17 protein-coding genes are annotated in these 15060 nt (G+C 68.1%); 4 read left to right on the forward strand and 13 right to left on the reverse strand.

The genetic code is table 11. The features are described 5' to 3' along the window. The 9 genes from atpA to prmC form a co-directional block, all read right to left on the reverse strand. A partial coding sequence (gene atpA / locus B2869_RS14860; protein WP_292768181.1) for a F0F1 ATP synthase subunit alpha occupies nucleotides 1-1049 on the reverse strand: 1049 nt, incomplete at its 3' end. 47 nt (nucleotides 1050-1096) lie between these two features. Then, nucleotides 1097-1888 carry a F0F1 ATP synthase subunit delta gene (locus B2869_RS14865; RefSeq protein WP_021199375.1) on the reverse strand — a complete coding sequence of 264 codons (792 nt, stop codon included), beginning with the start codon at nucleotides 1886-1888 and terminating at the stop codon, nucleotides 1097-1099. Next, nucleotides 1888-2445, reverse strand: coding sequence for a F0F1 ATP synthase subunit B (locus B2869_RS14870; protein WP_021199374.1), 558 nt, complete (start codon nucleotides 2443-2445; stop codon nucleotides 1888-1890). The genes B2869_RS14865 and B2869_RS14870 overlap by 1 nt, the downstream gene beginning before the upstream one ends. A 27-nt stretch (nucleotides 2446-2472) precedes the next feature. Continuing rightward, a complete protein-coding gene (gene atpE / locus B2869_RS14875; protein WP_021199373.1) occupies nucleotides 2473-2709 on the reverse strand; it encodes an ATP synthase F0 subunit C in 237 nt (78 codons plus the stop codon). 44 nt (nucleotides 2710-2753) lie between these two features. Continuing rightward, nucleotides 2754-3551, reverse strand: coding sequence for a F0F1 ATP synthase subunit A (atpB, locus tag B2869_RS14880; RefSeq protein ID WP_036271459.1), 798 nt, complete (start codon nucleotides 3549-3551; stop codon nucleotides 2754-2756). Between the two features lie 132 nt (nucleotides 3552-3683). After that, nucleotides 3684-4202, reverse strand: coding sequence for a hypothetical protein (locus tag B2869_RS14885; protein ID WP_021199371.1), 519 nt, complete (start codon nucleotides 4200-4202; stop codon nucleotides 3684-3686). Beyond that, on the reverse strand, nucleotides 4202-5371 hold the full coding sequence (locus tag B2869_RS14890) for an MraY family glycosyltransferase (RefSeq protein WP_021199370.1): 1170 nt from the start codon (nucleotides 5369-5371) through the stop codon (nucleotides 4202-4204). The genes B2869_RS14885 and B2869_RS14890 overlap by 1 nt, the downstream gene beginning before the upstream one ends. Beyond that, nucleotides 5368-6102, reverse strand: a complete 735-nt coding sequence (locus tag B2869_RS14895; protein WP_021199369.1) for an L-threonylcarbamoyladenylate synthase — start codon at nucleotides 6100-6102, stop codon at nucleotides 5368-5370. The genes B2869_RS14890 and B2869_RS14895 overlap by 4 nt, the downstream gene beginning before the upstream one ends. 52 nt (nucleotides 6103-6154) lie before the next feature. Continuing rightward, entirely contained in the window at nucleotides 6155-7015 is an 861-nt protein-coding gene (gene prmC, locus B2869_RS14900; protein ID WP_292768192.1) for a peptide chain release factor N(5)-glutamine methyltransferase, read from the reverse strand. Nucleotides 7016-7115: 100 nt separating this feature from the next. Between prmC and cysK the strand changes: the two genes are divergently transcribed. Both cysK and epsC read left to right on the forward strand, forming a co-directional pair. Next, entirely contained in the window at nucleotides 7116-8054 is a 939-nt protein-coding gene (gene cysK, locus B2869_RS14905) for a cysteine synthase A (protein ID WP_292768195.1), read from the forward strand. An 8-nt stretch (nucleotides 8055-8062) separates the two neighbouring features. Next, nucleotides 8063-8635, forward strand: a complete 573-nt coding sequence (gene epsC, locus B2869_RS14910; protein WP_029258405.1) for a serine O-acetyltransferase EpsC — start codon at nucleotides 8063-8065, stop codon at nucleotides 8633-8635. A 21-nt stretch (nucleotides 8636-8656) separates the two neighbouring features. Here epsC and B2869_RS14915 read toward each other — a convergent pair whose 3' ends face one another. Both B2869_RS14915 and B2869_RS14920 read right to left on the reverse strand, forming a co-directional pair. Next, the gene (locus B2869_RS14915) at nucleotides 8657-9064 is read right to left on the reverse strand and encodes a phage holin family protein (protein WP_292768199.1); all 408 of its coding nucleotides are present in this window, start codon (nucleotides 9062-9064) and stop codon (nucleotides 8657-8659) included. A 71-nt stretch (nucleotides 9065-9135) separates the two neighbouring features. Next, nucleotides 9136-10680: a CitMHS family transporter gene (locus tag B2869_RS14920; protein ID WP_292768202.1), complete on the reverse strand. Its 1545-nt coding sequence runs from the start codon at nucleotides 10678-10680 to the stop codon at nucleotides 9136-9138. Between the two features lie 168 nt (nucleotides 10681-10848). Between B2869_RS14920 and B2869_RS14925 the strand changes: the two genes are divergently transcribed. Together B2869_RS14925 and B2869_RS14930 are read left to right on the forward strand one after the other, a co-directional pair. Then, on the forward strand, nucleotides 10849-12492 hold the full coding sequence (locus tag B2869_RS14925) for a sensor histidine kinase (protein ID WP_292768205.1): 1644 nt from the start codon (nucleotides 10849-10851) through the stop codon (nucleotides 12490-12492). Beyond that, nucleotides 12489-13142, forward strand: a complete 654-nt coding sequence (locus tag B2869_RS14930; RefSeq protein WP_029266460.1) for a response regulator — start codon at nucleotides 12489-12491, stop codon at nucleotides 13140-13142. The genes B2869_RS14925 and B2869_RS14930 overlap by 4 nt, the downstream gene beginning before the upstream one ends. Before the next feature lie 21 nt (nucleotides 13143-13163). Here the strand turns inward: B2869_RS14930 and prfA are convergent, their stop codons facing one another. Both prfA and rho read right to left on the reverse strand, forming a co-directional pair. Then, entirely contained in the window at nucleotides 13164-14243 is a 1080-nt protein-coding gene (gene prfA, locus B2869_RS14935) for a peptide chain release factor 1 (protein WP_021199361.1), read from the reverse strand. A gap of 11 nt (nucleotides 14244-14254) precedes the next feature. Continuing rightward, nucleotides 14255-15060 (reverse strand): transcription termination factor Rho (gene rho / locus B2869_RS14940; protein WP_292768214.1); only part of this gene is annotated, 806 nt, incomplete at its 5' end.

Here is a 15060-nt window from a genome sequence, read left to right on the forward strand (position 1 = left end):
GTGATCGAGATCACGTTGGTCGGGATGTAGGCCGAGACGTCGTTCGCCTTGGTCTCGATGATCGGGAGACCCGTCATGGAACCGGCGCCGAGCTCGTCGGACAGCTTCGCGCAACGCTCGAGCAGACGCGAGTGCAGGTAGAAGACGTCACCCGGGTAAGCTTCGCGGCCCGGAGGACGTCGCAGCAGAAGCGACATCTGGCGGTAAGCGACAGCCTGCTTGGACAGGTCGTCGTAAGCGATCAGGGCGTGCTGGCCGTTGTCGCGGAAGTATTCGCCCATCGCGCAGCCGGCGAACGGTGCGAGATACTGCATCGGAGCCGGGTCGGATGCGGTGGCAGCGATGATGATCGAGTACTGGAGAGCGCCACGCTCTTCGAGAACCTTCACGAACTGGGCAACGGTCGAACGCTTCTGGCCGACAGCGACGTAGACGCAGTACAGCTTGTCGTTCTCGGGGCCGTTGTCGTGGATGGCCTTCTGGTTGAGGAAGGCGTCCAGGATGATGGCGGTCTTGCCGGTCTGGCGGTCGCCGATGATCAGCTGACGCTGGCCACGGCCCACGGGGATCATCGCGTCGATGGCCTTGATGCCGGTCTGCATCGGCTCGTGCACCGACTTGCGCTGCATGACGCCGGGAGCCTGGAGCTCGAGGGCGCGGACACTCTCGGTCTCGATGGCACCGAGTCCGTCGATCGGGTTGCCGAGCGGGTCGACCACGCGGCCGAGGTAGCCGTCGCCGACCGGGACCGAGAGGACCTCGCCGGTGCGGGTGACTTCCTGACCGGCCTCGACGCCGGTGAACTCGCCGAGGACGACGACACCGATCTCGTGCTCGTTCAGGCTCTGTGCGAGACCCTTGGTGCCGTCGGCGAAGATGACGAGCTCGTTCGCCATGACGCCGGGCAGTCCCTCGACGTGCGCGATGCCGTCTGCGGCGTCGATGACGGTGCCGACCTCGGTCGCCCCGGCCCCGGAGGGCTCGTATGCTGCGGCGAAGTCCTTCAGCGCGTCACGGATGACGTCGGGGCTGATCGATAGTTCTGCCATTGTCTTCCCTTTGTATCTGGGTGCGCGGTTCCCCGCGCGAAGTCGTGTTAGCCCGCGAGCTTCTGGCGAAGGTCGGCGAGTCGTGCGGAGATGCTGCCGTCGATGACGTCATCGGCGATCTGCACGCGCAGGCCTCCGACGACGGCAGGGTCGATGACGACGTTGAGCGATACCTGGCCGTCGTAGCGACGCGAGAGCGAGTCGCTGAGACGGGCGCGCTGCGCGTCGCTGAGAGGGGCCGCGGTGTGCACCGTGGCGACCACTCGACCACGCTGGCTCGAGACGACGCTCATCGCCCGGTTCAGCAGCCGTCGGACCCGTCGCCCGCGCGGCTCGCGCACGAGCGACGTGATGATCAGCGTCGTCGCGGCGCTGGTGGAGCCTTCGGCCAGGAGGCGCTCGACGAGTGCACTCTTGGCGTCTTCTCCGCCGACGCGGCTGCCCAGAGCGAGTTCGAGCTCGGGGTTCGCCGCGATCACCCGGGAGAACCCGAAGAGCTCCCCCTCGATGTCCGTGCCCGGCTCGGCGATCGCTGCGGCGCGGATCGCGAGCTCCTCGATACCGTCGACGAGCTCGCCCGCGTGGGACCAGCGCTCGGCGACGGCGGTCTTCAAGACGCCCTGGGCGCCTGCGGAGAACCCGCCGAACACCGCGGCGACGACGTTCTGTCGTGCCGCGGCGGGAGCGGAAGGATCAGCAAGCGCGCCGCTCAGCTGGGACGACTCGCTCACGGCATGCGCGGCAGCGAACAGCTCCCGCGCGGTGTCGAGAGTGACGTCCTTCGCTGCGGCAAGCGTCTTGATGGATGCCGCGAGTGCCTGAGTGGTCGCGCTGCCCATTACTGAGCCGCCTTCTCGGATGCCTCGAGCTCGGCGAGGAAGCGATCGACGACAGCCGTCGCACGTGCGTCGTCGGAGAGCGTCTCGCCGACCACGCCACCGGCGAGGTCGAGAGCGAGCGATCCGACCTCGCTGCGCAGCGAGACGAGAGCGGTCTGACGCTCTGCTTCGATCTGCGTGTGCGCGGTGGCGGTGATGCGTGCGGCCTCGGCGGTCGCGGCGTCCTTCGCCTCGGCGACGATCTTCTTGCCGTCCTCGCGGGCGGCCTCGCGGATCTCGCCGGCCTCGGTACGCGCCTCGGCGAGCTGACGCGTGTACTCCTCGAGTGCCGCCTCCGCCTGCTTCTGCGCCTCGTCGGCCTTGGCGATGTTGCCCTCGATGGCGGCGGACCGCTCGTCGAGCATCTTCGTCAGCTTGGGAAGGGCGACCTTCCACACGACGATGAGGATGATGAGGAACCAGAGGCCCGACCAGATGATGTCGTACCACGCCGGGATGAGCGGGTTGTTAACCGCGCCCTCCTCTGCTGCGAGGTTCGTGACAAGAGCGTTCAGCATCCTGTCTCCTTCAGAAGTCGGTTCGGATTACGGGAAGGGGATGAATCCGACGGCGATGCCGACGAATGCAAGCGCCTCGGTGAAGGCGATACCGATCCACATGAGGACCTGGAGACGGCCGGCCAGCTCGGGCTGACGAGCGACGCCCTCGATGGTCTTGCCCACGACGATGCCCACACCGATGGCCGGGCCGATGGCTGCGAGGCCGTAGCCGATCACCGCGAGGTTGCCGTTGATGTCAGCGAGAACCGTAGTTGCGTCCACGGGGTTTTTCCTTTCGTTGGGTGGGAGGGCTGTTGCCCGCCCGCTCAGTGCTCTTCTGCGACCGCGAGCTGGATGTAGACCGCGGTGAGGACGGTGAAGACGTATGCCTGGAGGACGGCGACCAGAATCTCGAAGAGAGTGAAGGCGCCGCCGAAGGCGAGGGTTCCGATACCGAGAGCGGCCCAGCCGCCACCCGCGGTGAAGAAGAAGAACTGGGTCGCTGCGAAGCAGAGGACCAGGATCATGTGACCGACGACCAGGTTCATCAGCAGTCGCAGGGTGAGGGTCACCGGCCGGATGATGAAGGTCGAGATCAGCTCGATGGGCGTGACGATGAAGTACACGGGCCACGGCACACCGGAGGGGAAGAGCGAGTTCTTGAAGAAGTTCTTGGGGCTCTTCTTGATGCCGGCGTAGATGAAGGTGACGTAGCTGACCACCGCGAGCGTGAGCGGCACCGCGATGATCGCCGTACCCGGCATGTTCAGGAACGGGATGATGCCGGTGATGTTCATGAACAGCGTCATGAAGAAGATGGTCATCAGGATCGGGAGGAACCGGTCACCGTCCTTGCGACCGAGCAGGTCGTGGGCGATGCCGCCACGGACGAAGCCGAGGCCCATCTCGACGACGCTCTGGAAACGTCCGGGGACGACCTTCATGCGTCGGGTGCCGAGCCAGAGGATGAGGACCACGGCGATCACCGAGAGCAACTGGATCAGGTGGATCCGGTTCACCGGGATGGGTCCTACGTGGAAGAGGATCTCCGGAAAGAACTCATCGATCGAAGGGCCGTGGAACTCGCCGTCGGTGGCAAGTCGGGGGGTCAGGGTCGCAGCGATATTAAACAGCGCGGGCTCCAGCTTCGGGGCACCGGTCAGAACCGGGGCGACGATGGTCGGTGTGCTTCACAGCGCAAGCGCTCGCGGGCGAGCGGCGGGCACGTCTCAACACTATCAGAATCTGAGGGTCCCCTAAGACCGCTGGCCACCCTCGACCGGCCCGCCGTCGATGTGATTGGCCGCACCGGGGGCACGATCCTCGGGCACCTCGGTCGGCAGCGTGGTGTCGCTGACGTTCGGGAGCCGCATCTGGGTGAGCACGACGACGTCGATGACGAGCGACATGAGCACACCGGCGACGATCGAGAGGAAGAAGACCATCGGCTGCAGCCACGGCTGACCGGCGAGGAGGATCATCACGACAACGAAGAGGCCGAGCTTCAGCAGCCAGCCGCCCAGGACGATCGCGAAGAACAGCTGCACGTACAGCGGATCCCCGAACCAGCGGTTGGCGATCAGGATGCTGAGTCCGGTGATCCCGAGGAAGACGGCAGCCAGGACGACACCGAGCAGGCCGCTGACGAGCCCCTCCCCCTGGGCGACGAGATAACCGACTCCGCCAGCCACGATCGCGAGTACCGCGGTGGCGATCGCCGACCAGATCAGGGTCCGGCGCAGGATCGGCGTGCTGGAAACGGGGCTCGGGCTCATCAGGACTCCACGGGTGTCGGTTCGGGTTCGGCGCCCGCTGCGCTCTTCCTGCGGCGGGTGGGACTCAGCGTGACGACGAGGCAGGCGGCGATGCCCACGATGCCGAAGCCGACGCCCGGCAGATACTGGCCGGGCCAGTCCTCCCGGGCACCGACGTACATCAGGAGGACGGCGAGCGAGACGACGGCCGTCCAGGCATAGAAGATGAGCACGGCGTCTCGGTCGCGGTGACCGAGATCGAGCATGCGGTGATGCAGGTGCTTCCGGTCGGGCGAGAACGGCGAGCGACCGGCGCTCATCCGGCGGAGCACGGCGAGCCCGAAGTCGAGCAGCGGGAGCAGCACGACCAGCAGTGGCAGCAGGATGGGCAGGAACGCGCCGACCAGCTGGGAACGCCCGAGACGCTCGGGGTCGAGGGCGGACGGGTCCATCTGCCCGGTGATCGCGATCGCCGATGTGGCCATCAGCAGGCCGATCACCAGCGCCCCGGAATCACCCATGAAGATCTTCGCCGGACTCCAGTTCAACGGCAGGAAGCCGAGGCAGGCGCCGATGAGCACCGCCGCGATGAAGGTCGAGAGGTTGAAGTAGCTGGACGCGCCCGAGTCGCGCGTGAAGATGTAGGAATAGGCGAAGAACACACCGTTCGAGATCAGGCACACGCCCGCGACGAGCCCGTCGAGCCCGTCGATGAAGTTCACCGCGTTCATCACGATGACGATCGCGAACATCGTGATGGTGATGCTCAGCCAGCTCGATACCACGATGAGGTCACCGAACGGCAACGAGAGGATCTGCAGGCCGCCACCGACGGTGATGACGCCCGCCGCCAGGAACTGCGCGCCCAGCTTGATCATCCAGTCGATGTCCCACAGGTCGTCGACGACCCCGATGATCGCGATCAGCAGCGAGGCGCCGAGGATCGACCACATGGTCTGCGGGGGGATCCAGATGCTCTGGAAGAAGGGATTGATCGCGGAGAACCCGAACGCCGCGGCGATGGCGAGGAAGATCGCGACGCCGCCCAGACGGGGCTTGGGCGTGGTGTGCACGTCACGGTCGCGGATGGCGGGGTACAGCTTGAACCGGAGGCTCAGCTTCCACACCGCCCAGGTCAGTACGAACGTGATCGCGGCGGTGAGGATGATCGTGAAGAGATACTGCTTCACGAATCCCCGTCCTGGTCCGGCGCATGCTGGTGGTGATGCTCGTGCTCGGCATCGTCCTCGGGCTCGAGGAGATCTCCGAGCACCTCCTGCAGCTGCTCCCGTGTCACGGCGCCGTCGCGGAGGATGCGCACGCCTCCCGTCTCGGAGTCCGCACCGCGGCGGACCAACGAGGTCGCATCGACGATGGTCGACGCGATGCCGTTCTTGCTCAGTCCGTCCGCCAGGTAGACCGCGACGCTGTCACCCAGCATCTTCTCGGCGTCGTACGCGGAGATGGCGGCGGCCTCCCCCGTGAGGTTCGCGCTGGAGACGGCCAGTGGACCGGTCTCCGCGAGCAGTTCGAGTGCGACCCGCCCCTCCGGCATGCGGACGGCGACGGTGCCGAGCGTCTCACCGAGGTCCCAGACCAGCGACGGCTGCGCGGGCAGCACGATCGTGAGGCCACCGGGCCAGAACGCCTCGACCAGCCGCTCCACCGGTTCGGGAACCGATTCGGCGAGGGCGGCGAGTGTCTCCTTCGTGCCGATCAGCACGGGCGGCGGCTGGTCGCGGCCCCGCCCCTTCGCGTCGAGGAGCCGCTGGACAGCGGCCGGCGAGAAGGCATCGGCGCCGACGCCGTACACCGTGTCTGTGGGGATGACGATGAGGTCGCCACGGCCGATCGCCTGGCGCGCATGACGCATTCCGGCGAGGAGCTGCGACTCGTCGCTGCAGTCGAAGATGGTTGACATGACGGTTCGATTCTATGCGGCGCGGCCGGTGAGCACGCTCCGAGGTTGCTGATCAGGGTCGGAGTGCGGTGGTGGTGCGATCGCGCAGTGTCAGGTCGCGATGTGTCGCCGCCGCGCGCCAGCCGTCGAGGGTGAGGATCTCCCTGATCGATTCGCCCTGCAGCTCGCCGTGCTCGATGACCAGCAGGCCCCCGGGACGAAGCAATCGCAGCGCCCGCGAGCTGAGCACGCGCACGATGTCGAGCCCGTCCTCTCCCCCGTACAACGCCATCGCCGGATCGAAGAGTCGCACCTCCGGATCGCGCGGGATCGCGGCGTCGGGCACGTACGGCGGATTCGAGATGACCACGGACGCCGTGCCCTCGAGTTCCGGGAACGCCTCGCCCAGGTCGGACAGGACGAGTGTCAGGTTGTCGATCCCTGCGACGTTTCGACGCGCCCAGGCGTGGGCATCCGCGGAGAGCTCGGCCGCGAAGATGCGGGCGTGCGGCACCTCGGTGGCCATCGCGAGGGCGATCGCGCCACTCCCGGTTCCGAGATCGATCCCGATCGGGGCGGGCTCCGCCGAGTTCAGCAGGGCGTCGATGGCGTACTGGACGACGGTCTCGGTCTCCGGACGCGGCACGAAGACGCCGGGACCGACGGCGAGCTCGAGGTGGCGGAACGGCGCGGTACCGGTGATGTGCTGCAGCGGCTCGCGGGCAGCCCGACGGGTGATGAGGACGTCGAGAGCCGCTGCCGTCTCGTCGTCGACGTCGTCTCCGCGAACGATCGCCGCCTGCACCTCGCCGCGCCGACGGCCGAGCACGTGACCGGCGAGGAGCTCGGCGTCGACCAGCGGATCGGGGACCCCGACGTCGGCGAGACGCTGGGCAGCCGTGCGGACGACGGCAGCGAGGGAGGTGTCGGACATGTCTTCCAGCGTAGAGCGCGCGCTGACGTCACAAAGCCTCGCCCATAGGGACGCTCCCCTAGGCTGGTGCGGCAGCGACCCCCGCACAGGAAGGCTCACCATGCCCGGTATCCACTCCGACATCACGACCGCTTTCGGCAACACCCCGCTCGTCCGGCTGAACAGGGTGACCGAGGGACTGGGCGCCACCGTCCTCGCCAAGCTCGAGTACTACAACCCCGCGTCGAGCGTGAAGGATCGGATCGGCATCGCCATGATCAACGCCGCCGAGGCATCGGGCGAGCTGCAGCCGGGCGGCACGATCGTCGAGTCGACCAGCGGCAACACCGGCATCGCCCTCGCGATGGTGGGTGCCGCGCGGGGCTACCGGGTGATCCTCACGATGCCTGCGTCCATGTCGAAGGAGCGCCGGGTCCTGCTCAAGGCGTTCGGCGCGGAGATCGTGCTCACCGATCCCACCAAGGGCATGAGCGGTGCGATCGAGGAGACCAAGCGCATCGTCGCCGAGACCCCCGGCGCGATCTGGATCCGGCAGTTCGAGAACGCCGCGAACCCTCAGATCCACCGCGAGACCACGGCGCAGGAGATCCTGCGCGACACCGACGGCACCGTCGACATCCTCGTCGCGGGCGTCGGTACCGGTGGGACCGTCACCGGAACGGGCCAGGCGCTCAAGGCCGCCAAGCCCGGCGTCCAGGTGATCGCCGTCGAGCCCAAGGACTCCCCCGTGCTGACCGAGGGACGCCCCGGCCCCCACAAGATCCAGGGGATCGGCCCGAACTTCGTCCCCGACGTGCTCGACCGCGACGTGCTCGACGAGATACTCATGGCGGAGTTCGACGAGTCCATCCGCGTCGCGCGTGAGCTCGCGGCCAAGGAGGGTCTCCTCGTCGGCATGTCGTCGGGTGCTGCCGTCGCCGCGGCGCTCAAGGTCGCCGCCCGTCCGGAGAACGCCGGCAAGACGATCGTCGTCGTGATCCCGGACACCGGTGAGCGCTATCTCTCCACCGCGCTGTTCGAGGACCTGCGCGAAGACTGAGGCTGTCGATGGGCATTTTCGGGCGGATGCGCGAGGACATCGCGGCAGCGCGCCTCCGCGATCCAGCCGCGCGCAGCGCCGTCGAAGTCGCTCTGCTGTATCCCGGCCTGCATGCCATCTGGGCGCACCGCGTCTCGCACGCGCTCTGGCGGCGACGGCTGCGCCTGCTCGCGCGCGCCGGTTCGCAGGTCTCGCGCTGGCTCACGGGGATCGAGATCCACCCCGGTGCGAGGATCGGCCGGCGGTTCTTCATCGATCACGGAATGGGCGTCGTGATCGGGGAGACCGCCGTGGTGGGCGATGACGTGATGCTCTACCACGGCGTCACGCTCGGCGGACGCACGCGGACGTCGGGCAAGCGTCACCCCACGCTCGGAGACGGCGTCGCCGTGGGCGCCGGTGCCAAGATCCTGGGGCCCGTCACGATCGGCGCGGGATCCGTGGTCGGGGCCAACGCCGTCGTCACCCGCGATGCCCCGGCCGACAGCGTGCTCGTCGGGGTGCCGGCGAAGCCGCGCCACCGCACGCTCGGAGAAGACACCAGGGCCCTCCTCACCGCTCCCGACCACTACGCGATCTGAACCCGCTGCCGCGTGGGCCCGTCAGCGGCGTGCGGACTTCACGGACTCGACCTTCTTGCGCAGGAAGATGAGAGGGAGCACCACGCTGCCCACCGCGGTGATCAGCCACACGATGACCGAACCGAGCAGCCATCCGGTGAGGTCCGTGATGCGGAGCCCGCCGATGGGGAGCAGGACGACCACGATGAGGGAGATCAGCGTCGAGAAGATCCCGATGCCTCCCATCAGCACCGGCGCGTAGCGATTGGCGACCTTGGCGACCCACGGCGCGAGCACGCTCTGCAGGATCGCGAAGATCAGGATGCAGATGACGAAGCCCCACCACTTGTCCCATTCGATCTCGAAGCCGTCGAGCAGGAGGTCGGCGGCGATCAGGCCGACACCGGCCGACACCACGTAGAGCAAGCCGCGGAAGAGGAATGTGATCACGCGCCGAGCATAGCGCTCCGCACGCCGGCCCGACGGGGAACGCGGCATCCGCGCTCCCCGTCGGCGGGTCGTCACTGCGCCACGAAGAACGGGACGGCGCCGGTCAGGATGCCGACACCGAGCATGACCAGCGAGACGATCGTCGCACGCCACAGCACCTTGCGGTGGTGATCGCCGAGGTTGACGCTCGCCAGCGACACGAGCAGCAGGATCGCCGGCACGAGCGGGCTCTGCAGGTGCACGGGCTGCCCCGTGATGGACGCCCTCGCCATCTCGACAGGATCGATGCCGAAGTTCGCCGCGCTCTGGGCGAGCACCGGGAGGATGCCGAAGTAGAACGCATCGTTCGACATGAAGAACGTGAACGGGATCGAGAGGAGGCCGGTGATCGGCGCCAGGAACGGTCCGAGGGCCGGCGGCAGCACGTTCGTGATCCAGGTGGCCATCGCATCGACCATCCCGGTGCCGGTGAGCACGCCAACCAGGACCCCGGCCGCGATGACCATGGAGACGACCCCCACGATGCTCGGAGCGTGCGCCACGATCTCCGACGCCTGTTCCTTGATGCCGCGGAAGTTGATGACGAGGGCCAGCCCGGCACCCACCATGAACACGTACGGCAGCGGCAGGATGTCGAGCACCAGCAGCACCATCACCGCGACGGTGAGCACCAGGTTGAACCAGATGAGCTTCGGCCGGAGGGTGGGGCGTGCAGGATCCAGCATCGTGTCGGCCATGGCCGTATCGGCGGGATCGACGTTCGCGGCCGAGACAGGGGCGTGTCCACCGGCGACGACCACCAGGTTCCCGGTGCGCAGCGACGCACGTGCACCCGGCTTCGGCTCGGCTCCGCGGAAGATCTTCGGCACCGTCGAGAGCGATCCTCCGTCGGCACCGACCAGCAGCCCCTCGGAGTCCAGCCGTCCGAGTCGACGGCGTTCCTGCAGCCCCAGGATCCACGCGAAGCCGAGCGTCACGACGATCCCGGCGCCCAGCGCGGGAAGCATCGGGACGAAGATGTCGGTCGGCTGCAGTCCCAGAGCGGTCGCCGCCCGGACCGTGGGCCCTCCCCACGGCACGATGTTCAGGGTGCCGTTCATGAGTCCGGCGACGCACGTCAGCACGACCGGGCTCATCCCCAGTCGGAGGTATATCGGCAGCATCGCCGAGGTCGTGATGATGAAGGTCGTCGAGCCGTCGCCGTCGAGGGACACCGCACCGGCGAGGATCGCGGTGCCGAGCACCACCTTGGCGGGATCGTCTCCGAGCAGGCGGGTGATCAGCCGGATGAGGGGATCGAAGAGCCCCACGTCGATCATGATGCCGAAGAACATGATCGCGAACATCAGCAGCGCCGCGGTCGGGGCCATCGCGCCGATCGCGTCGAGGATCATGTCGCCGAGGCCGAGGCCCGCTCCCGCGAAGAGTCCGAACGCGGTCGGTACGAGGATCAGGGCCACCATGGGCGTGAGGCGCTTGGTCATGATGAGCGTCATGAACGCGAGCACCATGGTGAATCCGAGGAGCACCAGCACCCACTCGGGCGGTACGAACGCCACGTCGTAGGTCGGCGCCTCTTCGGCGGCCGCGAACAGGCCGGTGAGTGCGTCTGGCATGCGTTGACTCCTTCGTCGTGGCTCCGTCATCGGCGACGGATCCCGTCGAGACTAGGCAATCGACGACGTCCGGGTGCGGTATCCCGCATTCCCTGACGTTGTGCGCGTAGCGTGGGTTCTGCGCATATTGCGCGGTATGAGCGTAGGAGAAGCACGGTGCCGAGGACGATGTCGACCAGACCGCGGTTCGCCACGCGCGCCCTGCTGCTCCAGCTCGCCACGGTGACCCTCGTCGTCGCCCTCTGCACGGGCGTGTATCTGCTGCTCACCGTGCAGCAGTTGCGCGCAGAGGCCGAGTCGACCGCGATGGGCATCGCCCGCACCCTCGCCGAGGACCCGCAGGTGCGTGCAGAGGTCACGCGCATCTCCCTCTCGGAGGGCACTCCCGACGCGGCGGAGCTGCGCGACGGCGACCTGCAGCGCATCGCCTCCGACGTGACGAGCCGCACCGGAGCGCTGTTCGTCGTGCTCACCGATGACAACGGCATCCGACTCGCGCACCCCACTCCCTCGCGCATAGGCGAAGAGGTCAGCACTCCCTACGAGGAGGTGCTCGCCGGCGCGGAGGTGGTCGACTGGCAGACGGGCACACTCGGCGAATCCGCACGGGCGAAAGTCCCCGTCCGCGACGACGCCGGCACGCCGGTGGGCGAGGTCAGCGTGGGGTTCGAGCGTGCCGGGGTGTTCGATGATCTCCCTCCCCTGCTGACGGTGATCGGAGTCACGGCGGCGGGCGCGCTCGCCCTGGCCGGCCTCGCATTCCTGCTGCTCCGCCGGCGCTGGGAGCGTCTGACCTTCGGAGTCCAGCCGGAAGAACTCGTGGCACTCGTCCAGAACCAGACGGCGGTGCTGGACGGCGTGGTCGACGGCGTCGTCGCCGTCGACCCCCGAGGAGTGGTGCGCGTGAGCAATGCCGCCGCCGATCGCCTGCTGGGGCTCGACGATCCCATCGGAAGGCCCATCGAGGAACTCGGCCTGGCGACAGCCGTCCTCGAGGCGGCGACAGGCGCACGCACCCGTTCCCGTGCCATCGTCGGCGACCGGATGCTCTACCTCGACTCGCGCCCCGTGGTGCGCGACGGCCACGCGCTCGGCGACGTGCTGATCGTGCGTGATCGCACGGATCTGGTCGCCCTGACCGAGCGCCTGGAGACCGTCAGGACGATGACGGCGGCGTTGCGCGTACAGCGGCACGAGTTCGCCAACCGCATGCATGTGGCGGCCGGGCTCATCGACGCCGATCGGGTGCGAGAGGCGCGCGAGTTCCTCGGCGAACTCGTGGAGCGGGGTCCGGTGGTGTTCCCCGTCGAGGGATTGGAACTCCTCGGTGATCCCTTCCTGCACTCGTTCCTCGGCGCCAAGGGCGTCGAGGCCGGCGAGCGCGGGGTGGCCCTTCGAATCGCGGACGACACCCAGCTGCTCGGGACCGTCCGCGAGGCGGAAGACGTCGCCGCCGTGCTCGGCAACCTCATCGACAACGCCGTCACCGCCGCCGTCGCAGGTGAGCGGAGACCACGCTGGGTCGAGGTCGCCGTGCTGGACGACGGCGACGCCCTCGTGTTCACCGTCTCCGATTCGGGGTCCGGCCTCGGGAGCAGCGACCCGTCGACGCCGCGGTCGCGGGAGCAGGATGCCGCCGGAGACGTGCACGGGCACGGGATCGGGTTGCCCCTCTCGACGGAGATCGCCCGTCGGAGCGGTGGAGACCTCTGGGTGATCGATCCGGGCGGGCCCGACAGCGGCGCGGTGTTCGCCGCACGCATCGGCGGTGCCGTCGACAGAGCCCGCCACGATGAGAAGGAGAACACATGACCGAGCCTCTGCGCGTGCTCATCCTCGACGACGACTTCCGAGTGGCCCAGCTGCATCAGGGCATCGTCGAGGAGCACCCCGGCTGCACCGTCACCGAGACCGTCCGCTCCCTCGCAGAGGCACGCGACAGCATCCGCTCATCGCGCCCTGACCTCCTCATCGCCGACGTCTTCCTCCCGGACGGCGACGGCATCGCGCTCGTACGGGAGTCCGGGGTCGACGCCATCCTCATCTCCGCGGCCGACGACGCCTCCACCGTGCGCAGGGCGCTTCGGTCGGGGGCGGTGGGCTACCTCGTGAAGCCGTTCGAGCGACGAGCGCTGTCGAGCCTCCTCGACCGCTACATCCGCTATCGGAACCTCCTCAGCGGTGACCGTGCACTGCGCCAGGAAGACATCGATCGCGCCGCGGCGATCCTGCACGGTGCAGGTGAGCCGGTGTCGATCTCGCGCTCGGCGACGGAGCAGCTCGTGCTCGCGGCACTCGGCGACGGCGAAGCCTCAGCCGCCGAGATCGGCGAACGCGTCGGGATCTCCCGCGCGACCGCACAACGGCATCTGGCGGCGCTGGCCGCCAGGACCGTCGTCGAGGTTCGACTCAACTACGGCACGACAGGACGTCCCGAGCATCGGTACATCGCACGGACCTGACTCGGGGCGCGTGCCCCTCGCTCAGGACTCGGAGCCGACCGCGGCGAGCCGGGCTTCCTCGTCGGCGGTGATGGCGCTCTCGATCAGCGGATCGAGCGCGCCGTCCATCACCTGATCGAGGTTGTACGCCTTGAACCCGGTGCGATGATCCGCGATGCGGTTCTCGGGGAAGTTGTAGGTGCGGATGCGCTCCGAGCGGTCCATGCCCCGGATCTGCGATCGGCGGGCGTCGGAAGCCGCGGCGTCGAGTTCCTCCTGCTGTCGCGCGAGCAGGCGGGCGCGCAGCACACGCATGCCGGCCTCGCGGTTCTGCAGCTGGGACTTCTCGTTCTGCATCGAGACGACGATGCCGGTCGGCACGTGCGTGATGCGCACAGCGGAGTCCGTCGTGTTCACGGACTGGCCGCCGGGGCCGGACGACCGGAAGACGTCGATCTTCAGGTCGTTCTGGTCGATGTGGATCTCCTCCGGCTCATCGACCTCGGGGAACACGAGCACACCGGTGGTGGAGGTGTGGATGCGCCCCTGCGATTCGGTCGCCGGCACACGCTGCACCCGATGAACTCCGCCCTCGTACTTCAGGTGCGCCCAGACGCCCTGTGCGGGATCGGAGGACGAGCCCTTGATCGCGACCTGGACGTCCTTGTAGCCGCCGAGGTCGGATTCGTTGCGCTCGAGCAGCTCCGTCTTCCAGCCCTTGGAGGCCGCGTACTGGATGTACATGCGCAGCAGGTCGGCGGCGAACAGCGCGGATTCCGCGCCGCCCTCCCCCGCCTTGATCTCCATGATCACGTCACGGGCGTCGTCCGGGTCGCGCGGGATCAGCAGACGTCGGAGGCGCTCCTGCGAGAGCTGAAGCTCCTCCTCCATCGCCGGGATCTCCGCGGCGATGGACTCGTCCTCGCGGGCGAACTCGCGAGCGGTCTCCAGATCGTCGGTGGCAGCGACCCAGGCCTCGTACGCGGCGACGATGCGCGACAGCTCGGCGTAGCGGCGATTGACGCGCTTGGCCCGGGCGGCGTCGGCGTGCACCGCCGGGTCGGAGAGCTCCTCCTGCACCCGGCGATGCTCATCGATCAGAGTCTGGACGGACTCGAACACGGCTCAGCCGCTCAGCGGATGTTGTTGTCGTGCCCGTGCGCACCCGAGGGGAGCGTCGGGATCGACTTCTGCATCTGCACGAGGAACTCGACGTTCGAGTTGGTCTCCTTGAGCTTGCCGAGCACGACCTCGAGGGCCTGCTGCTGGTCGAGGCCGGCGAGGGCGCGACGCAGCTTCCAGGTGATCTTGACCTCGTCGGCCGAGAGCAGCATCTCCTCGCGACGAGTGCTCGACGCGTTCACGTCGACCGCCGGGAAGATGCGCTTGTCGGCCAGCTGGCGGGACAGACGCAGCTCGCTGTTGCCGGTGCCCTTGAACTCCTCGAAGATGACCTCGTCCATCTTGGAGCCGGTCTCGACCAGCGCCGTGGCGAGGATCGTGAGGGATCCGCCGTTCTCGATGTTGCGCGCAGCGCCGAAGAAGCGCTTGGGCGGGTACAGCGCCGACGCGTCGACACCACCGCTGAGCACACGACCCGATGCCGGGGCCGCCAGGTTGTAGGCCCGGCCGAGGCGGGTGATCGAGTCGAGCAGCACCACGACGTCGCGGCCGAGTTCGACCAGGCGCTTCGCGCGTTCGATCGCGAGTTCGGCGACGGTCGTGTGGTCTTCGGCCGGACGGTCGAACGTCGAGGCGATGACCTCGCCCTTGACCGAGCGCTCCATGTCGGTGACCTCTTCGGGGCGCTCATCGACGAGCACGACCATGAGGTGGACCTCAGGGTTGTTCTGCGCGATCGCGTTCGCGATCTGCTGCAGGACGATGGTCTTTCCGGCCTTGGGCGGCGCGACGATCAGGCCACGCTGGCCCTTGCCGA

Source organism: Microbacterium sp. UBA3486 (assembly GCF_002377845.1).
GTDB classification, from domain to species: Bacteria; Actinomycetota; Actinomycetes; order Actinomycetales; family Microbacteriaceae; genus Microbacterium; species Microbacterium maritypicum_A.

Bases quoted from the DNA above. Each gene is read 5' to 3' on its own strand.
- B2869_RS14865 (WP_021199375.1), bottom strand. From the start codon at position 1,888: ATGGGCAGCGCGACCACTCAGGCACTCGCGGCATCCATCAAGACGCTT.
- B2869_RS14870 (WP_021199374.1), bottom strand. From the start codon at position 2,445: ATGCTGAACGCTCTTGTCACGAACCTCGCAGCAGAGGAGGGCGCGGTT.
- B2869_RS14885 (WP_021199371.1), bottom strand. From the start codon at position 4,202: ATGAGCCCGAGCCCCGTTTCCAGCACGCCGATCCTGCGCCGGACCCTG.
- B2869_RS14895 (WP_021199369.1), bottom strand. From the start codon at position 6,102: ATGTCAACCATCTTCGACTGCAGCGACGAGTCGCAGCTCCTCGCCGGA.
- prmC (WP_292768192.1), bottom strand. From the start codon at position 7,015: ATGTCCGACACCTCCCTCGCTGCCGTCGTCCGCACGGCTGCCCAGCGT.
- cysK (WP_292768195.1), top strand. From the start codon at position 7,116: ATGCCCGGTATCCACTCCGACATCACGACCGCTTTCGGCAACACCCCG.
- epsC (WP_029258405.1), top strand. From the start codon at position 8,063: ATGGGCATTTTCGGGCGGATGCGCGAGGACATCGCGGCAGCGCGCCTC.
- B2869_RS14920 (WP_292768202.1), bottom strand. From the start codon at position 10,680: ATGCCAGACGCACTCACCGGCCTGTTCGCGGCCGCCGAAGAGGCGCCG.
- B2869_RS14925 (WP_292768205.1), top strand. From the start codon at position 10,849: ATGTCGACCAGACCGCGGTTCGCCACGCGCGCCCTGCTGCTCCAGCTC.
- B2869_RS14930 (WP_029266460.1), top strand. From the start codon at position 12,489: ATGACCGAGCCTCTGCGCGTGCTCATCCTCGACGACGACTTCCGAGTG.